The following is a 14,703-nucleotide window of genomic DNA, read 5'->3' as shown; positions in this document are numbered from 1 at the left end:
TGATGCATCCAATGTCTACTCTTTTTGTGAACCTAGTGGATCCAAAAGATATTGATTACTATACACAACAACACTAACCGCCACGGCAATAAACACCCATTCTAGGGTAAATTGGCTGATACTCAGCAAACGGTCCATCAAATCATCGATCGTTGAAATCCACATATACAATACAAATTTTGCGCCGCTTTTAGTCAGTATTAATAGTGCAGCGATAGTTTTTAGCAGAACGTATAAATTTCTAGTACCATTTTGACCAATCAAGTAACACACAAAATAGGCGGCAATCATAGGCTCAATAAAGGTCACCGATGCGATAATGTCGACTATCATAGGATATGGGAAAGACAGCACCCCCGAATCGGATGGCGGAGTAACAAACTGAGCAAGTGGGGCCGTGATTTGTTGCAAAAATGGGGTTAACCAAAGATGTATCCCAACGCTATAAAAAGTGACCACTATTGCTATGACAAATAGAGTGTAACGCCTTACTAAGTAGCGTTGAAAGCTAATAATGCCAAGCGTTGTCACAAAGGTGACTAAAAGCTCGGGAAGATAACTTAACACCCAGACAAATAAATACTTCTGGTCCACGGTATAGCCAGCAGTGAGTGGTAAACGGATAAAAAGCTCTTGGATTGCAGCCATAGTGACAAAAGCGATACCAAATTGTTGAGCAAAGCTGATTGATGACTTCCAACGCACCAATTGCAAACTCAGCCATAATAGTCCTAAGCTTTGAATGACAAACATAGCGGTCTCTATCCATTGGGTCGGTTTCCATTGAGGGTACAACACCCCCAAATGCATCATTTGTATATGGATATTCACAGCAATTATACCCATGACAAACAAATACAGCCCAAGCCATTGTCTTGATGGTTTAGTAGACATAGATGACTCCTCAGTCACTGGCGCTGAATAATAGCGCCTAGTTAACATTGTCTTGATTAAGCACTTGGCTGATATTCCAAAATATCACCGGGTTGGCATTCTAAGACCTGACAGATTTTTTCTAATGTACTGAAGCGAATGGCTTTGGCCTTACCATTTTTTAAGATTGATAGGTTTTGCTCACTGACACCCACTCGCTCAGATAACTCCTTTAAGCGCATCTTGCGTTTGGCCATCATCACATCCAGATTGATTATAATATCCACCGCAAACTCCTAAATTGTGTGTTTTTGCTCATCAGCAATTTGCTGGGCTTGGTGCATAACATGTGAGATAACCAACACAATACACCCGCAGAATATGGCCATCACATCCAAACCTGAAAAACTTAGCGACAAAACACGCTCACCTGGCGGATTATTAAAACTTAACGCCACTGAAATAAGCCCTGAGTAGATAAAACCACCAATCGCCCAGTAAAAGAATACCAAACCAAGCTGCCGATAGTACTTAACCGTCTGAAGAGTAAATATTTCAGCATTTTCGTAACTTCTAAATAATTTCTTCAATAAAACAAGGGCATAAAACAAAATTCCACAAGGCAGGGCGCTAGCCAGCAAGGCCCAGAGACGAGTTTGAAGTGTTAAAGGCTGCTGGATAAAAGCGTCAATTTCATAAGATAACTGAATGATACCAGTCTCGTTTAAAACATCACTCGAAGTTTGTACCGTGAGCCAAAAATAAACCGTCGCCAAAGGCAAAAACACCAGCAAAAAGTTAAGAACTAGTCCAATTTTTCGGCTGTACATTTGAATCTGTTGCATAAAAGTCTCCTATTGATTGATGGAGGCATCTTAGCATCAAAAACCAACAAAACAACAAAAATTTATCGAAAAACATTAAAAAATTAATATTTAATGTAAGAGTACATTCATAGTTTAGGTAAGACTAATAAACTGGCGTGATCTATGGAGCAAAACGTTAATAAAGGCAGTTAATAACAGCCATATTCTTAGATATAAGTATTTGTTTAGGGTACAGTTTAATGCTCGCTGTACTTAACGAAAAAAGTTTAAAAATGAGTGAAATTAAAACAATAAACCAGTTGGAAGCTCTCTATCCCAAACCCAGCCCTAGGGCCCAGAACAAGGTTTTGCCCACTTTAGATCGCCACGCCAAAACAATGGTCAATCATAGCCATTTTGTCATTCTAAGCACTTGTGACGCACTAGGCTTTACTGATGTCTCTCCACGAGGAGGCGCTCCTGGTTTCATCAAAGTGATCGATAACTCCACCATATTGATACCTGATAGCTCGGGTAACAATCGATTAGATAGCCTAAGAAATATTATCAACAACCCCAAAATTGGGTTGTTAATCATGGTCAGTGGCATTGATGAAGTGATTCGCATTAAAGGTAGGGCAAGCATTCACACCGACTCAGAGATATTGGTAGCGTGTCCTGATGGAAAAAAAGCACCTAAAGTAGTCATCAAAGTTACCATAGAGAGCCTGTATTTTCACTGTGCTAAAGCCATAATGCGAGGAAAACTGTGGTCAGGTGAATATAAGGTTGAACGTTCAATACTTCCCTCTCTAGGCCAAATATTAAAGGAGCAACAGAGCCTTGACTGTAAGGATATTGATCAAAAAGAAATGGTGAAATACTACAAATCAACTCTTTAGGATACTAGGACACTCACGGTATTGAGTGTCCTAGACATTTCCGTTTGTATGCTTTTAGAGACCGTTAAGAAAACTGCTTAGCTACCGCCTCTATCTCATCAAGCGCATTATCGATTTGATCATTGGATACATAGGGCGCTGGGCCAAGTCTGAGTTTGTTTCCTCTGCTATCACAATGGATACCTCTATCTTTAAGTAGACTCACCCAATCGCAAGCATATGGTGAGGTCAAAGATAAAAAACCTGCGTTATCTTCAATATTATGCTGCGGAAGAGCTAAGGCTGTGCTGCCGAGATTTAAACTTTCAATGCCTTGCCAAAGCCTTTTTATTTGCTGCTTGTTAAGATCAGCAAGTCGACCTATCGATAAGTCCTGCTGGTCAAAAAATTCAAACACAGCAGCCGCGCGATAATGGCTAGTCGGGTCATAAGTTGACCCAGCAAATGCAGCTTGCCCTTTTCCATAGCTCACTTGATCAGGCGCTTGACTGAGCGTATCAAACTCAGCAAACCAGCCTGTGATAATGGGGGAGCCATGGTAGTCAGGAGGAATACGCATAAAACAATTGCCCTCGCCTGCTTGGCAATATTTATACCCACCACCAATAACAAAAGCACCTTGTAACTGCCACTTGTCAAGATCAAACTCAACCACGTTAATCGCATGATAGGCATCAACAACACATGGAATGTTGAGTGATTTTGCAGCCTGCGCAACTTCACCGACTTGCTTAAATATTTGGCTGGTTGCGAAGAAGACCGCTGACAACATGACAGCATCAGTCGATGGATCCAGTTTTTCGATAATCCGATTGGATAAGGTCTCAAGTGGTAGAGTTGGGACGACTTCGATATTAATACCCAGTGTTTTTAGTCTATTTAACTGACGGCGCATTGAATGAAACTCGCCATCCGTCGTGACTATTTTTGTCTGTGTGCTTTTCTTAACTTTGAAGCAATTGAGATCCGATAAAAACCTTAAGATAAGCTCGTGGGTTGATTCCCCAAGTGCCATTTGTCCACTAGGGTCACACATAGCATGGCGATAGAAATTCCTGACTTTTTCTGCTTTTTCAAACGCAAGCTCCCACTTGTCATCAATGTGCTTAGCTGCATCATTAAAACAATCTACTACGCCTTGTCTTGCGACATCAGGCCAAGCTTGATGAGAGTGTCCTGATAATAAAATGCGCTCACTAACATCAAAGTCCTGATAATGTTTTTGCAAGTCTTTAGTAATATCCATTTATTGATCTCACGGCTTTTAAAGTTGAGTTCTCAGTTCAAACAGTTCAGGAAAGAACCTCGTATCAAGCGCCTTTTTCAAGAATGTGACACCTGATGAGCCACCAGTACCATTTTTGTTACCGATGATCCTTTGTACAGTGTACATATGCTTAAATCGCCATTGCTGGAAGGAGTCTTCAATATCAACCAGTTTTTCGGCTAACTCATAAAGTTCAAAATACTTGTCGGGCTCTCTATAAACAGTTAACCATGCATTCAAGACCGATGTGTTTTTCTCATAAGGCAGGCTAACATCTCTACCTAGGTGGCTCTTATCTATCTCTAGCCCTTGCTCAGAGAGAGTAGACAAAATCACATCATATAAACTCGGCGCCTCTAAAATCTGCTTTAGCTCTCTATACACTTTACTATTAGTTTCATGGACTTGGAGCAATAGCTGATTTTTATTGCCAAGCAAGAACTCTAGTTTGCGATACCCATAAGATTGAAAACCAGACGAGTGACCCAGTGCATCTCTAAACTTCAAATAATCGACCGGAGTTAGGGTGGAAAGGATACTCCAAGATTGGGTCAGTTGGTTAAAAATCTGTTTAACTCTAGAGATGACCTTAGATGCTTGGCCAAAATCCCCTTGTTTTAAATTTTCTATTGATTCTGACAACTCATGTCCTGCAAGCTTTAACCATAGCTCACTGGATTGATGAATAACGATAAACAACATTTCGTCATGTTGCGCTGATAAAGGAGTTTGGGCGGAGAGGATTTTATCCAATTTAAGGTAGTCACCATAAGACATATCATCTGCAAAGTCGGTATGAATGTCTGTTTCCATTTCTCGGAAATTATTATGTGGACACCCCATAAGCAAAGCTCCTTCTTATTTAACAAATAAGAGATCAATTGCACATGATGACTAAAAGTTCAAGATGATAAAAGAAAATAACAAAGGACACACTTAGCCTAAGTGTGTCCTAGAGATACAGATAAAAAGTATAATGATCTTAATTTACACACTGTCGACGACTTAAACACTAAGGCAGAAGACAAATTGTAGATTGAGTATAAATTAATGAATCAAACACCAAGCACGCTACTGAGCATTAGCAGTAAAGACATCGGCATAAGTCGTGATTGTGCGAAGGCTGACTTGAGCACTGTCCTTTTCTTGAGAATACAAGCCTAACTGACCCGTTGATTTATCATGGCCTAAATTCTGGTTATTAAGACCATTAACTAAGTGATTGCTGTTATCTTTCCAAGTCCAACGTTGACTCAAGTTTTGGTTACATGCTTGAAGCTTGTCTAATGACTCGCCATCTAGGCACATGCTCACATCGTTTGCACTCATATATCGCCCTGATTTATCAAAGATGAAAGATTGTGTATCTTTGGTAGAATCGCATGTCTCAGGAACAATAGTCCCATCCGTGCTAACACCGATACAGCGGTTGTTAAAACCACCCAGTTGCAGATTTACAGGCCTGCCACCTGTAAATACAGGATGATTCCAATCTACTTCAAACGACACACTCTCATTAATTCGACGACGACCATCGTTTTCAAAACCATGGTATGAATGGTTTGTTACGAAGTGTTTATAGGTACCGTTATAGATAGGACGAATATTCACTGAAGAATCAATAGTAAATTCAGTTTTACCCGTTACACTTGGGTCCGCTGTATAAATGACTTCCATTTTCGGAACAAAACCTGTGTAGCTGATCGGACTTATCCTGCTAATGTCCAATGGATACACATTAGCCCAGAGAGCATCTGTCGAACGCTTCATCATTGACTCAGCGGTTTTATATTGCTCACGCGCCCATTTAAATCGAATATTCTGAGCATCGGTACCTATTCTTTCAACACGGTAATCCTGTGTATCGAAAGAGAAGCGAAGTTGCTGACTATAGCTCGCATTTGCGCCCAAAGTAGCTTTAGGTCCATCAGGTCCAGCACCAGCTTCTAGGCTGCCACCTATCTGAAAAGTTGATACTTCCGTGCTGTTATAATCTTTATTTAAATTTCTACTTGGGACGGTTCTCAAGATTGATGCTTTATCATTTGAAGCACTAAAAGCAAATTCATAATCTTGGGCTATGGCATCTGTTGCCCAATCTGTTACATACCCGTCATAACTATTGTAGTCGGTACCTGATGCACTAAGAGCACCAACAGAACTGGCACCGATAATCGGGCTAAAGATACTCGATGCAACCGCTCCTATAAATGCAGCATTATCGGCTTCGAGATCGATATGGGAAAACTCGTGATCAAGCTTTTCATTAAGATGAATACCAACGCCTGATGTATCGTCATCTAAACTAATACGAACAATTTTTGCATCAGGAGTTGCAGATCCAGACTTACCATAGGGTAGAGAACGCTCCAAAATAACACGGTAAATAAGAGAAATATTGGCGTTATCACAAAAAACTCTTTGACCCTTATTTTCAAAGTTTAGTGACTTATCAAAGGTACATTCTTGGTCAGAAATTGGACGATTTACCCTCAAATAGAATGCTACATGAGGAAGAGTACTTGCCTCAGAGTTGACACTTTCACTGCCGTCTCGAAGTTCGGAGATTAGAGGAGCCTCTAGTTCAAACTTGTTAGGATCGTTTTCGTCGACTAGCGGAGTATAGAGCAACTCTCCTTTGTGTGGTGTAATAACCAAAAAGTCACTAGTAAAGGACAGTCCTATTTTATTACTGAGAAGTTTTCTTGCTTCTTCTTTTTGAGATAGATCTTCAATTGCAGTGAAATCGATTAGATAACGCCGTTCTAACTTTAAAACATTATCTCTAATACTCATAATCGATGGAGGCTCAACTTCTCCGTTCAGCCAATAGCTCGCATTAATATAGGCTACTTGACTACTATTTTGTAAGCTACTTAATATTTCAACTGATATACCTTGGGGCTCATTTATCGTCGCATTAGCTGTATTCCATACCATACACGACGTAATAGCAATAGCGATAAATGTCCTTTTTTTGTTTAATACCATAAAAACCTCTACAAATTTGTCATTTAGGTCCTACCTTTTAGTAAATCTCATTCTCTTTCATATAATAATAAATTATATAATAAGCAATGACTGTAATGGAGCGTTATCTTAAACTAGAAACCAAGTGCATAAGCAATTGTTTTATAACATAAATACCGCCATTCCATCCATGGGTATCTAGAACAAATTATAAGTTAAATAAAATAGTCTCGACACAAATATAAATACAATTACCAATATAGATTGAGAAGTGTAATTATTTTCATTTTAACCATAGATCGCAAAAACAAAAATAATCGACAATATATATTGATAAGGGAATCAATTAGATGATAGATTAAAGACTTTAATTGAATGAAATATTATAATAACAATTAATATCAAAATAAATAATTTTAATTAAATTAAGATCTAAAATAAAATTATAAATAACATTTATGCTGGTATTAAATTCAGGAAATTAAATCCATTCCTATTTGTATTTTTCAACCAGTAAAATAATATTGAAATAAATTACAACCCACCCAGATATGAGACCAATTTTATTCTGGAATAACTAAATATCAAACTATTTTATAACGCAGATTTTAGTAAATTTTGGATCAGTAACGTGCATTATTACTGGAAAATCATTTTTGAAGTGACTATCGGAAGGTTTTACGTTATACATCAAAATCCTGAAAAGATTGACTAACGGATTGGACCTAACAGTGAAAAACAGCGCAAAAAAATGGTAGCTTGGGGCCTAGCAACACTAGCTTATTTGCTCCCTCATACGAGCTCTGCCTCTGATAATAACGACAACTTACTCGGCTACTCGGTTGCTTGGAAGCAGACCGCAGCCGAATATAGAGCACTGTATTATCAGGGCTTTAATCTTGCCAAAATGCATCTTGATAAAGCCCTAGCAGAACATAAAAAAGGAGATAAGCCTCTAGCTATAGTGACAGACCTTGATGATACTTTGGTGCTTCCACTTGAATACTGGGGAAAGCTGATACAAAACAATAAGGACTTCTTTGACGATCCACTGTGGGATGAATGGGTCCCAACAAACGGCATGATTCCAAGCCCTGGTTCTAACGATTTTCTTGAATACGCAAGTCGTAATAATGTAGACATCTTCTATGTCACCTCCCGTGATCAGGGAGAGCCAACATGGAAGTTAGCAAAGCAAAATATCTTAGCCATGGGCTTCCCTCTCAAAGATGATACTCATCTCACTGTATTAAGGGATACATCTAACAAAGAAACACGCCAAAATGAAATATTGAAAGATTATAACGTGGTTGTGTTTCTTGGTGACAACCTCAATGATTTTAAGCGCAAGTACTACATCAAAGGTGATGTAGAAGGACGCATAGCTAAAATGGAAGAAGACAAAGATCTTTTTGGTAGCAAGTATATCCTTTTTCCTAACCCAACAGATGGTCACTGGCTCGCCGCTATTTTTGGTCAATCAGAGCCAGAAGCAACACCAGAAAATAGAGAAACACTTATCAAGGCAGCAACGAAAGCAGCCCTGTTGGATAAGTAACCCCCGTCTCACAACATCAAACATAAATAGCCGTTCACATTCAATGAACGGCACTATTTGGCACTCTAGGCGTTAATTGGTGGAGCTCTCTAATTTAAAACTTGCCACAATACTAACATCCTCAAAGTTACGATAACCACGCAGCATGATATTGAATGTTCCTGCTGGTTTATTGAAAACACACTGTTCGTTACTCCCATTTTGGAATGGACGGCAGTTATATTCTGTTTTGGATACAGGGCCTTCATAAGTTACATATAGGTCCGCATCACCACCCTGTGGCCCAGAGATGGAAATAGTTACTTCACCAGCTTCAGTTGTTGTGAAAGTGAACAAATGCTCATCAAAATAGCCAGAGGATAGATCCTCAACTGGTACTCCATCCTCCAATTCTTTTATTGGCGAATCAATATCATCAAGACTTGTTTCAACCAAATAAGCAATCGCTAGTTTAGCGAATTTTGTTGCATGACTTGCAGTAGGATCAGAATTTTCTAGCGTGTCATCTGGGGTATGCAGATTTGGGTTGGTATCATGAAAATAGCTTTGTGCTGGCATTGCTGCTGAGTAGCCTGCATTATGCCAAGACGCATGGTCAGAACATGCATACCCACAACGATCTGTATCATAAGTTAATTCACTGATGTAGGTATCCATCAACTCGGTAAGAAATTCGACTAGATTGGCGTCTGTATAATCTGTCATAAAGGTCACATCATGAGCAGAACCCTGATGGTTGGTCATATCAAGCTGCAACACAGAAATCACATTAGCCTGCTCAGATTTTAACGTTTCAGCAATATCTTGAGACCCTCTTAGCCCTACTTCTTCTGCTGCATACGCATAGAACTTAATTGTGCGGTCTGGCTGAATGCCACTAGCTAGCATAAGGCGCAGAGCTTCCGTTGTTGTAGCAATACCCGATGCATCATCATCAGCCCCTGGCGAGATTGTCCCTTCTGTCGTCCATGAACCGACTGTCGAATCAAGATGTCCGCCAATCGCGACAATTTCTTCAGGATATTTAGTACCGAGTAAGGTTACCTCAACCGACTTTTGAGGGTAATCACTGTGTGAGATTTGCCTTACCGAGGCAAAAGGTATGTCTTTTATTTCTTCACTCCAGCGCTGAAAAAGCCAATCGGAGGCAGCCACTCCTGTCGTTGTAGTATAAAAACGATTAGTGAAACTAGTAAGGTGTTCAATGATATTAACTATGTTATTGGGTTCCACTTGATCGATTAGTGATTCAACTGTTTCATGATGACTTATGATTGGTTTTTCAAACACGCTGATTGAAAGGGGCATTGCTGCCGCTCTTAAAGCGCTCTCCTCATTATCATGTACCATGTAGCCACCACAGCGGTGTTTTTCTTGGTGCATATGGCTCGACAATACCGCTAGCTGGCCTTGATCAATTTTTGCTACAACCGCATTAGGGTAGGCTGCAAAACCCTTGTGAGCAAAGCTAGTAAGTATCGTTGCTCCATGTTCCACGATAAGATGCTTGGCATCAGCGTCTGTAGTGATCCAAACTTCTCTCTCTTTTAAATCGGTCGACCCTGTTGCTGCAAATACTGACATATGTCCAACTAAGCCAAGCGTGATAAGCGTTTTATTCATACAAAATTCCATCCCTGTGTTGGTGTTATTTAAGTCGAAATAAAATAGGGCTCCATTTGGAGCCCTATAGTTTTGTGATTTGATTAAGAAGACTCGTCTAACCCCTAGTCTTGAGGACTTTCAGGGCTGAAACTTGCGACAATATCGACTTCTTCAAAGTTTCTATACCCACGAACCATGATGTTAAATTCGCCTGCTGGCTTGTTGAAAACACACTGCTCGTTGCTGCCGTTTTGGAATGGGCGACAGTCAAACTCAGTCTTCGATACTGGGCCTTCATATGTTACGTACAAGTCCGCATCACCGCCTTGTGGGCCAGAAATCGAGATGGTTACTTCTCCAGCCTCAGCCGTATTAAAGGTAAAGAATTGCTCATCAAAATACCCTGAGGATAGGTCTTCAACAGGCACGCCATCTTCTAGTTCTTTGATAGGAGATTCGACATCATCAAGGCTTGATTCTACCAAGTAAGCAATAGCCAACTTGGCAAACTTCGTTGCATGGCTGCCGGTAGGATCCGAATTTTCTAACGTATCTTCCTCAGTATGAATATTGGAGTTATATTCATGGAACATGGTTTCAAAAGGCATTGCAGCTGGATAGCCGGCATTGTGCCAAGAAGCGTGGTCAGAGCAAGCATAACCACAACGATCAAACCCGTAAGTGATTTCGCTGGTGTAAGTATCGATGAGCTCTTTTAGAAACGCGGTTAGATTTGAATCTGTGTAATCCGTAATAAAGGTAATATCATGCGCAGATCCATTGTAGTTGGTCATATCAAGTTGCAGCGCTGATACTACATTAGCGCCATCCGCCTTCATGGTTTCAGCAATATCTTGTGAACCACGCAGACCAACCTCTTCAGCAGCATACCCATAAAACTTGATCGTACGATCAGGCTGAATACCACTGGCTATCATAAGGCGAAGCGCTTCAGTGACAGTAGCAATGCCCGAAGCATCATCATCGGCTCCTGGAGAAATTGTACCTTCCGTTGTCCATGAACCAACGGTCGAATCTAAGTGGCCACCGACAACCACAATTTCCTCAGGATACTTCGCTCCCAATAATGTCACCTCAACCGATTTTTGAGGGTAATCGCTGTGAGTGATTTGGCGTGCGGATGCAAAAGGAACATCTTTAATTTCTTCACTCCATCGTTCAAGCAACCAATCTGACGCAGCAATACCTGTAGAGGTAGTATAAAAACGGTTGGTAAAGCTCATCAGATTTTCAATCGTTTCAACCAAATTATTAGGCTCTACCTGAGCAATCAGAGATTCCACAGTATCATGATGGCTAATGACTGGTTTTTCGAAATTGCTCATGGAAAGAGGCATAGATGCCGCTTTTATCGCACTTTCTTTATCAGCGTGCACCATATAACCACCGCACCTATGTTTATCTTTGTGCATGTGACTTGATACTGCCGCCAACTGACTTTCTTTAACTTTCGCGACTACGGCATTTGGATAAGCAGCAAAGCCTTTATGTGAAAAGCTTTTCAATACAGTAGCTCCGTGCTGAGTGATCAGCTCTTTTGCATCTGCATCTGTTGTAATCCAAACTTCACCCTCTTTTAATATGCTGTTATCCATTGAGGCAAAAGCAGATGTGCTGCTAATTAAAGCAATAGCTAATAGTGTTTTTTTCATAATGAGACTCAATTCCTTGTGACTTCTTTAGACGAATTGCGAAGTAGGGCTCCAAGTGGAGCCCTGAAGGTTTAGGATTGGTTATTGCACTTTGATAAAGCGGTAGCGCTTGGTTTCAGAACAGATACCACCTGAAGTACAGACTTGGTATTCAACATTGATACTGCCGTTGTGGCGGAACTTATCAACATAAGAAGTAAATTCAGTCGCACCTACCACTTTACCGTCACGCTTCACTACATAATAGTCGTCTGTCGCGTATTCCCATGCGAGCTTCACGCGCGCTTTACCATTTGGCTGCTTATCACCAAATTGCAGTCTTAGTGGGAATGCATCGGTTTGACCACCTTCAATAGTGACCGTCTTATTGGTCGAAGTTGCTGTGCCTGCGTCATCTGTTACTGTCAGAGTTACCACGTAATCACCTGCTGCTGCATAAGTATGGCTAACAACAGCACCAGACTTCGAGGTACCGTCACCAAGATCCCATTGGTAAGAAACAATTTGGCCGTCGCTATCTGTACTTGTGCTGGTCAAGTCGACTTTCTCACCTGTGACAACATAGTCAAACGATGCTACTGGTGGCACATTAGTACTGTCAGAACCATACGAAGCCGTTAGACTTGCATCTGCATACTCTGAGTAACCGAATACATTGATTGTGTAACGCCCAGCTTCAGGATTTTCAATCACACAAATTTCATCAGATACAGAGTCACTCTTACAGATGTTCTGTTGCTGGTTCGGTGCATAATCCAAACCGATATAGATATCTGGGTCACCACTTGGACCAGTCAACTCGACAGTGAATTTGTCTTGACCTTCAGGTACTTCAATATCAAAGTAGGTCTTAGATCCTGTTTCGCCTGCAACCCTAACTGACTCGCCATTTTCTAGGCGTTGGTATTCTGGCTCTGGTGGTAGTGGCGGCTCAGCACAAGGTTCAACACCAACGATATCGAATGCTGCAACAACATCATCTGTGCTGTAGCCTAAATCATTGGCTGCGTTTTTAACGCCACAAGCGCCTTGCCAATAGTTACTGTCTTCCGCCCAGTAGATCTGGTTTGCTAGCACGAATAATTCAAAGGCTTTTTTGGTATCCCAACCTTCAGTCGTGGCAATATGATAGAAGGCCTTATTGAATACCCCTGAGCTGTAGTGAACATTCAGTCCATCATAATATTCAGATGCATGGTTAATAGACACGCCATCACGAGATGGATCGTCCATGTAGCGCAGTGCACCTTCCTCTTTGAAAATGTCACGCCCCACCATCCAGTCATTAGTTCCTTTCATGAAGTACTCAGCAGCCTCACCAGCAATATCTGAGAAAGCTTCGTTCATGCCACCTGACTGATTCGCATAAATTAGACCCGAGTTTTGCTCTGTAAATCCATGGCTGACCTCATGAGCTGATACATCGAGGCTGACAAGAGGATAGAAACGGCTTCCACCATCTCCAAATGTCATCGCTTGACCATCCCAGAAGGCGTTCTCATAACTACTTCCGTAGTGAACCCGCATCATCAACTTAAATGTCAAAGGCGCTGTATCAAACCAGTTTTTATACATATCGAACACAACATTACCAAAATAATGTGCGTCATTTAGCGGTGAATATGCACCATTAATTGATTTGTGCTCGTTACGTGGACACTCGTATTTGTATGGTGTAGTGCCATCTGTCGCACCATCTAAGTCAACAGTAACAACATTTTCTGATTCCATAACACAGTCGGTACCATCCTCTTGAACATCAAGATAGTGGTAGTCGGTGCCATACTCATACATGCCCGTTTTTTCATTACCACCTGGGCCTGTACCGATTTCAGCGTGTGCGATACCTTCCCAGCGTTTGATTATTTCACCACTATGAGCATCTAGCATGGTGAATGGTCGCGATGGGTGACCTTGACCTTCAACTAAATATGAAACTACATAGATCAAACGAGTTTTATCGCCATCTTGATAAACATAGAGCTTATCTTGAGTATTGGATAGCGACTTATCACCTGTTAGGCCAGCTTTAATATCCTTACTTGCTAGCTCTAAGGCTCGGGCGCGATTGAAAGAAGGCTTAACAAACTTACGATCAACACCAGTCATCTTGACATAGTTACCCTGAACCGACTTAAGCGCACCACCTCTAAAGCTTTGTGTCGCGTTTAGGTAGTGACCCCATACAGGAACACCCCAAATATTTTGTTGAACCTTAACTTTGTGAATACCACGCTTCTCTATGTTGACTTGCTTAACCATTTTGAAGCTAGATGAATTATCCACACCAAGCTGAGAATTCAGCCCAGAAAAAGAAGTAAAGTTGATGGGTTTGCTCAGATAGACTGACTCACCGGCATGTGCTGAGATTGAAAGTGCACTGGCTACGGCTACAGCCAATAGACGGTTGTCTAATTTCATTATGATTCTCCTTATCATGGCATTGAAAAATGCCACTAGAACCATAACACTAATGATTAAAAAAAATACTACCTAATTTTAACACTAATTTAATAAATCAAACATGTGTACAATATTTTTAACTTATAATTTACAAAAACATACAATAAAGTTACACGTGTCTTTTGATATCGATTTAATTACAAAAATCACAAAGGAGGATTTGTATATAATGGTAGCCAATACGAGTAAATACTTCACCAAAAGAACACAAAAAAGTCCAAATGCAGAATAATAAACTAATTATATAGATATTCGGATAGATTGTGTTGACGCATTCACTAATAATATAGAGGGTCATTAGCGACGAGATATCCATTACTAATAATACAAATAAAAATTAAAATAACTTTATTTTATGATATTGAACATAAATAAAACTGGATGAGTGAATGATAATATTTTCTTTTTTTTGGATAAAAGAATTAAAATAAAATATACATTTTATACTAGGAATGCGTTTATAAAGAATAAATGACTATTCGAACTCTGAGCTACATAATGTTCCAGTAAAAAGAATTAAAAAGTATCGTTATTGATGAAAGCAACCTCAGTGGATACCGGTAACCACTGAGGTAGGAAGATTGAT

General features: G+C 40.3%; 11 protein-coding genes. 2 read left to right on the top strand and 9 right to left on the bottom strand.

Going from position 1 to position 14,703, the window contains the following annotated elements; all coding sequences use genetic code 11:
• Nucleotides 1-15 precede the first annotated feature (15 nt).
• The 3 genes from AAFM34_RS03630 to AAFM34_RS03620 are packed head-to-tail and all read right to left on the bottom strand — an operon-like array spanning nucleotide 16 to nucleotide 1,718.
• Nucleotides 16-894: a hypothetical protein gene (locus AAFM34_RS03630; RefSeq protein ID WP_341660062.1), complete on the bottom strand. Its 879-nt coding sequence runs from the start codon at nucleotides 892-894 to the stop codon at nucleotides 16-18.
• Between the two features lie 56 nt (nucleotides 895-950).
• Nucleotides 951-1,160 carry a helix-turn-helix transcriptional regulator gene (locus AAFM34_RS03625; RefSeq protein ID WP_114784013.1) on the bottom strand — a complete coding sequence of 70 codons (210 nt, stop codon included), beginning with the start codon at nucleotides 1,158-1,160 and terminating at the stop codon, nucleotides 951-953.
• A 9-nt stretch (nucleotides 1,161-1,169) separates the two neighbouring features.
• The gene (locus AAFM34_RS03620) at nucleotides 1,170-1,718 is read right to left on the bottom strand and encodes a DUF2975 domain-containing protein (RefSeq protein WP_341660058.1); all 549 of its coding nucleotides are present in this window, start codon (nucleotides 1,716-1,718) and stop codon (nucleotides 1,170-1,172) included.
• A gap of 254 nt (nucleotides 1,719-1,972) precedes the next feature.
• Between AAFM34_RS03620 and AAFM34_RS03615 the strand changes: the two genes are divergently transcribed.
• Nucleotides 1,973-2,581, top strand: coding sequence for a pyridoxamine 5'-phosphate oxidase family protein (locus AAFM34_RS03615; RefSeq protein WP_341660056.1), 609 nt, complete (start codon nucleotides 1,973-1,975; stop codon nucleotides 2,579-2,581).
• Nucleotides 2,582-2,645: 64 nt separating this feature from the next.
• Here the strand turns inward: AAFM34_RS03615 and AAFM34_RS03610 are convergent, their stop codons facing one another.
• The 3 genes from AAFM34_RS03610 to AAFM34_RS03600 form a co-directional block, all read right to left on the bottom strand.
• Nucleotides 2,646-3,827 (bottom strand): aminotransferase class V-fold PLP-dependent enzyme, encoded by a 1,182-nt coding sequence (locus AAFM34_RS03610; protein ID WP_341660054.1) that lies wholly within the window; start codon nucleotides 3,825-3,827, stop codon nucleotides 2,646-2,648.
• 18 nt (nucleotides 3,828-3,845) lie between these two features.
• Complete coding sequence (locus AAFM34_RS03605) at nucleotides 3,846-4,691, bottom strand: tryptophan 2,3-dioxygenase family protein (RefSeq protein WP_341660052.1); 846 nt, start codon at nucleotides 4,689-4,691, stop codon at nucleotides 3,846-3,848.
• Between the two features lie 228 nt (nucleotides 4,692-4,919).
• Nucleotides 4,920-6,839 carry a leukocidin family pore-forming toxin gene (locus tag AAFM34_RS03600; RefSeq protein WP_341660050.1) on the bottom strand — a complete coding sequence of 640 codons (1,920 nt, stop codon included), beginning with the start codon at nucleotides 6,837-6,839 and terminating at the stop codon, nucleotides 4,920-4,922.
• Nucleotides 6,840-7,569: 730 nt separating this feature from the next.
• Here AAFM34_RS03600 and AAFM34_RS03595 point away from each other — a divergent pair.
• Complete coding sequence (locus AAFM34_RS03595) at nucleotides 7,570-8,376, top strand: HAD family acid phosphatase (RefSeq protein ID WP_341660049.1); 807 nt, start codon at nucleotides 7,570-7,572, stop codon at nucleotides 8,374-8,376.
• A 72-nt stretch (nucleotides 8,377-8,448) separates the two neighbouring features.
• On the opposite strand, the gene AAFM34_RS03590 is transcribed toward AAFM34_RS03595, so the two are convergent.
• The 3 genes from AAFM34_RS03590 to AAFM34_RS03580 all read right to left on the bottom strand — a co-directional run bounded on the left by AAFM34_RS03590 (nucleotide 8,449) and on the right by AAFM34_RS03580 (nucleotide 14,075).
• A complete protein-coding gene (locus tag AAFM34_RS03590; protein WP_341660047.1) occupies nucleotides 8,449-9,999 on the bottom strand; it encodes a M20/M25/M40 family metallo-hydrolase in 1,551 nt (516 codons plus the stop codon).
• Nucleotides 10,000-10,103: 104 nt separating this feature from the next.
• Nucleotides 10,104-11,654: a M28 family metallopeptidase gene (locus AAFM34_RS03585; protein ID WP_341660045.1), complete on the bottom strand. Its 1,551-nt coding sequence runs from the start codon at nucleotides 11,652-11,654 to the stop codon at nucleotides 10,104-10,106.
• Nucleotides 11,655-11,735: 81 nt separating this feature from the next.
• Nucleotides 11,736-14,075 (bottom strand): M4 family metallopeptidase, encoded by a 2,340-nt coding sequence (locus AAFM34_RS03580; protein WP_341660043.1) that lies wholly within the window; start codon nucleotides 14,073-14,075, stop codon nucleotides 11,736-11,738.
• Between the last annotated feature and the right edge of the window lie 628 nt (nucleotides 14,076-14,703).

Origin of the sequence: Vibrio sp. (assembly GCF_038138445.1) — a bacterium.
GTDB lineage: Bacteria > Pseudomonadota > Gammaproteobacteria > Enterobacterales > Vibrionaceae > Vibrio.
The sequence above is the reverse complement of the archived record's forward strand: the minus strand, read 5'-3'. Positions and strand labels throughout refer to the sequence as shown.

Bases quoted from the DNA above. Each gene is read 5' to 3' on its own strand.
- AAFM34_RS03590 (WP_341660047.1), bottom strand. From the start codon at position 9,999: ATGAATAAAACGCTTATCACGCTTGGCTTAGTTGGACATATGTCAGTA.
- AAFM34_RS03630 (WP_341660062.1), bottom strand. From the start codon at position 894: ATGTCTACTAAACCATCAAGACAATGGCTTGGGCTGTATTTGTTTGTC.
- AAFM34_RS03610 (WP_341660054.1), bottom strand. From the start codon at position 3,827: ATGGATATTACTAAAGACTTGCAAAAACATTATCAGGACTTTGATGTT.
- AAFM34_RS03620 (WP_341660058.1), bottom strand. From the start codon at position 1,718: ATGCAACAGATTCAAATGTACAGCCGAAAAATTGGACTAGTTCTTAAC.
- AAFM34_RS03605 (WP_341660052.1), bottom strand. From the start codon at position 4,691: ATGGGGTGTCCACATAATAATTTCCGAGAAATGGAAACAGACATTCAT.
- AAFM34_RS03585 (WP_341660045.1), bottom strand. From the start codon at position 11,654: ATGAAAAAAACACTATTAGCTATTGCTTTAATTAGCAGCACATCTGCT.
- AAFM34_RS03595 (WP_341660049.1), top strand. From the start codon at position 7,570: ATGGTAGCTTGGGGCCTAGCAACACTAGCTTATTTGCTCCCTCATACG.
- AAFM34_RS03580 (WP_341660043.1), bottom strand. From the start codon at position 14,075: ATGAAATTAGACAACCGTCTATTGGCTGTAGCCGTAGCCAGTGCACTT.
- AAFM34_RS03600 (WP_341660050.1), bottom strand. From the start codon at position 6,839: ATGGTATTAAACAAAAAAAGGACATTTATCGCTATTGCTATTACGTCG.
- AAFM34_RS03615 (WP_341660056.1), top strand. From the start codon at position 1,973: ATGAGTGAAATTAAAACAATAAACCAGTTGGAAGCTCTCTATCCCAAA.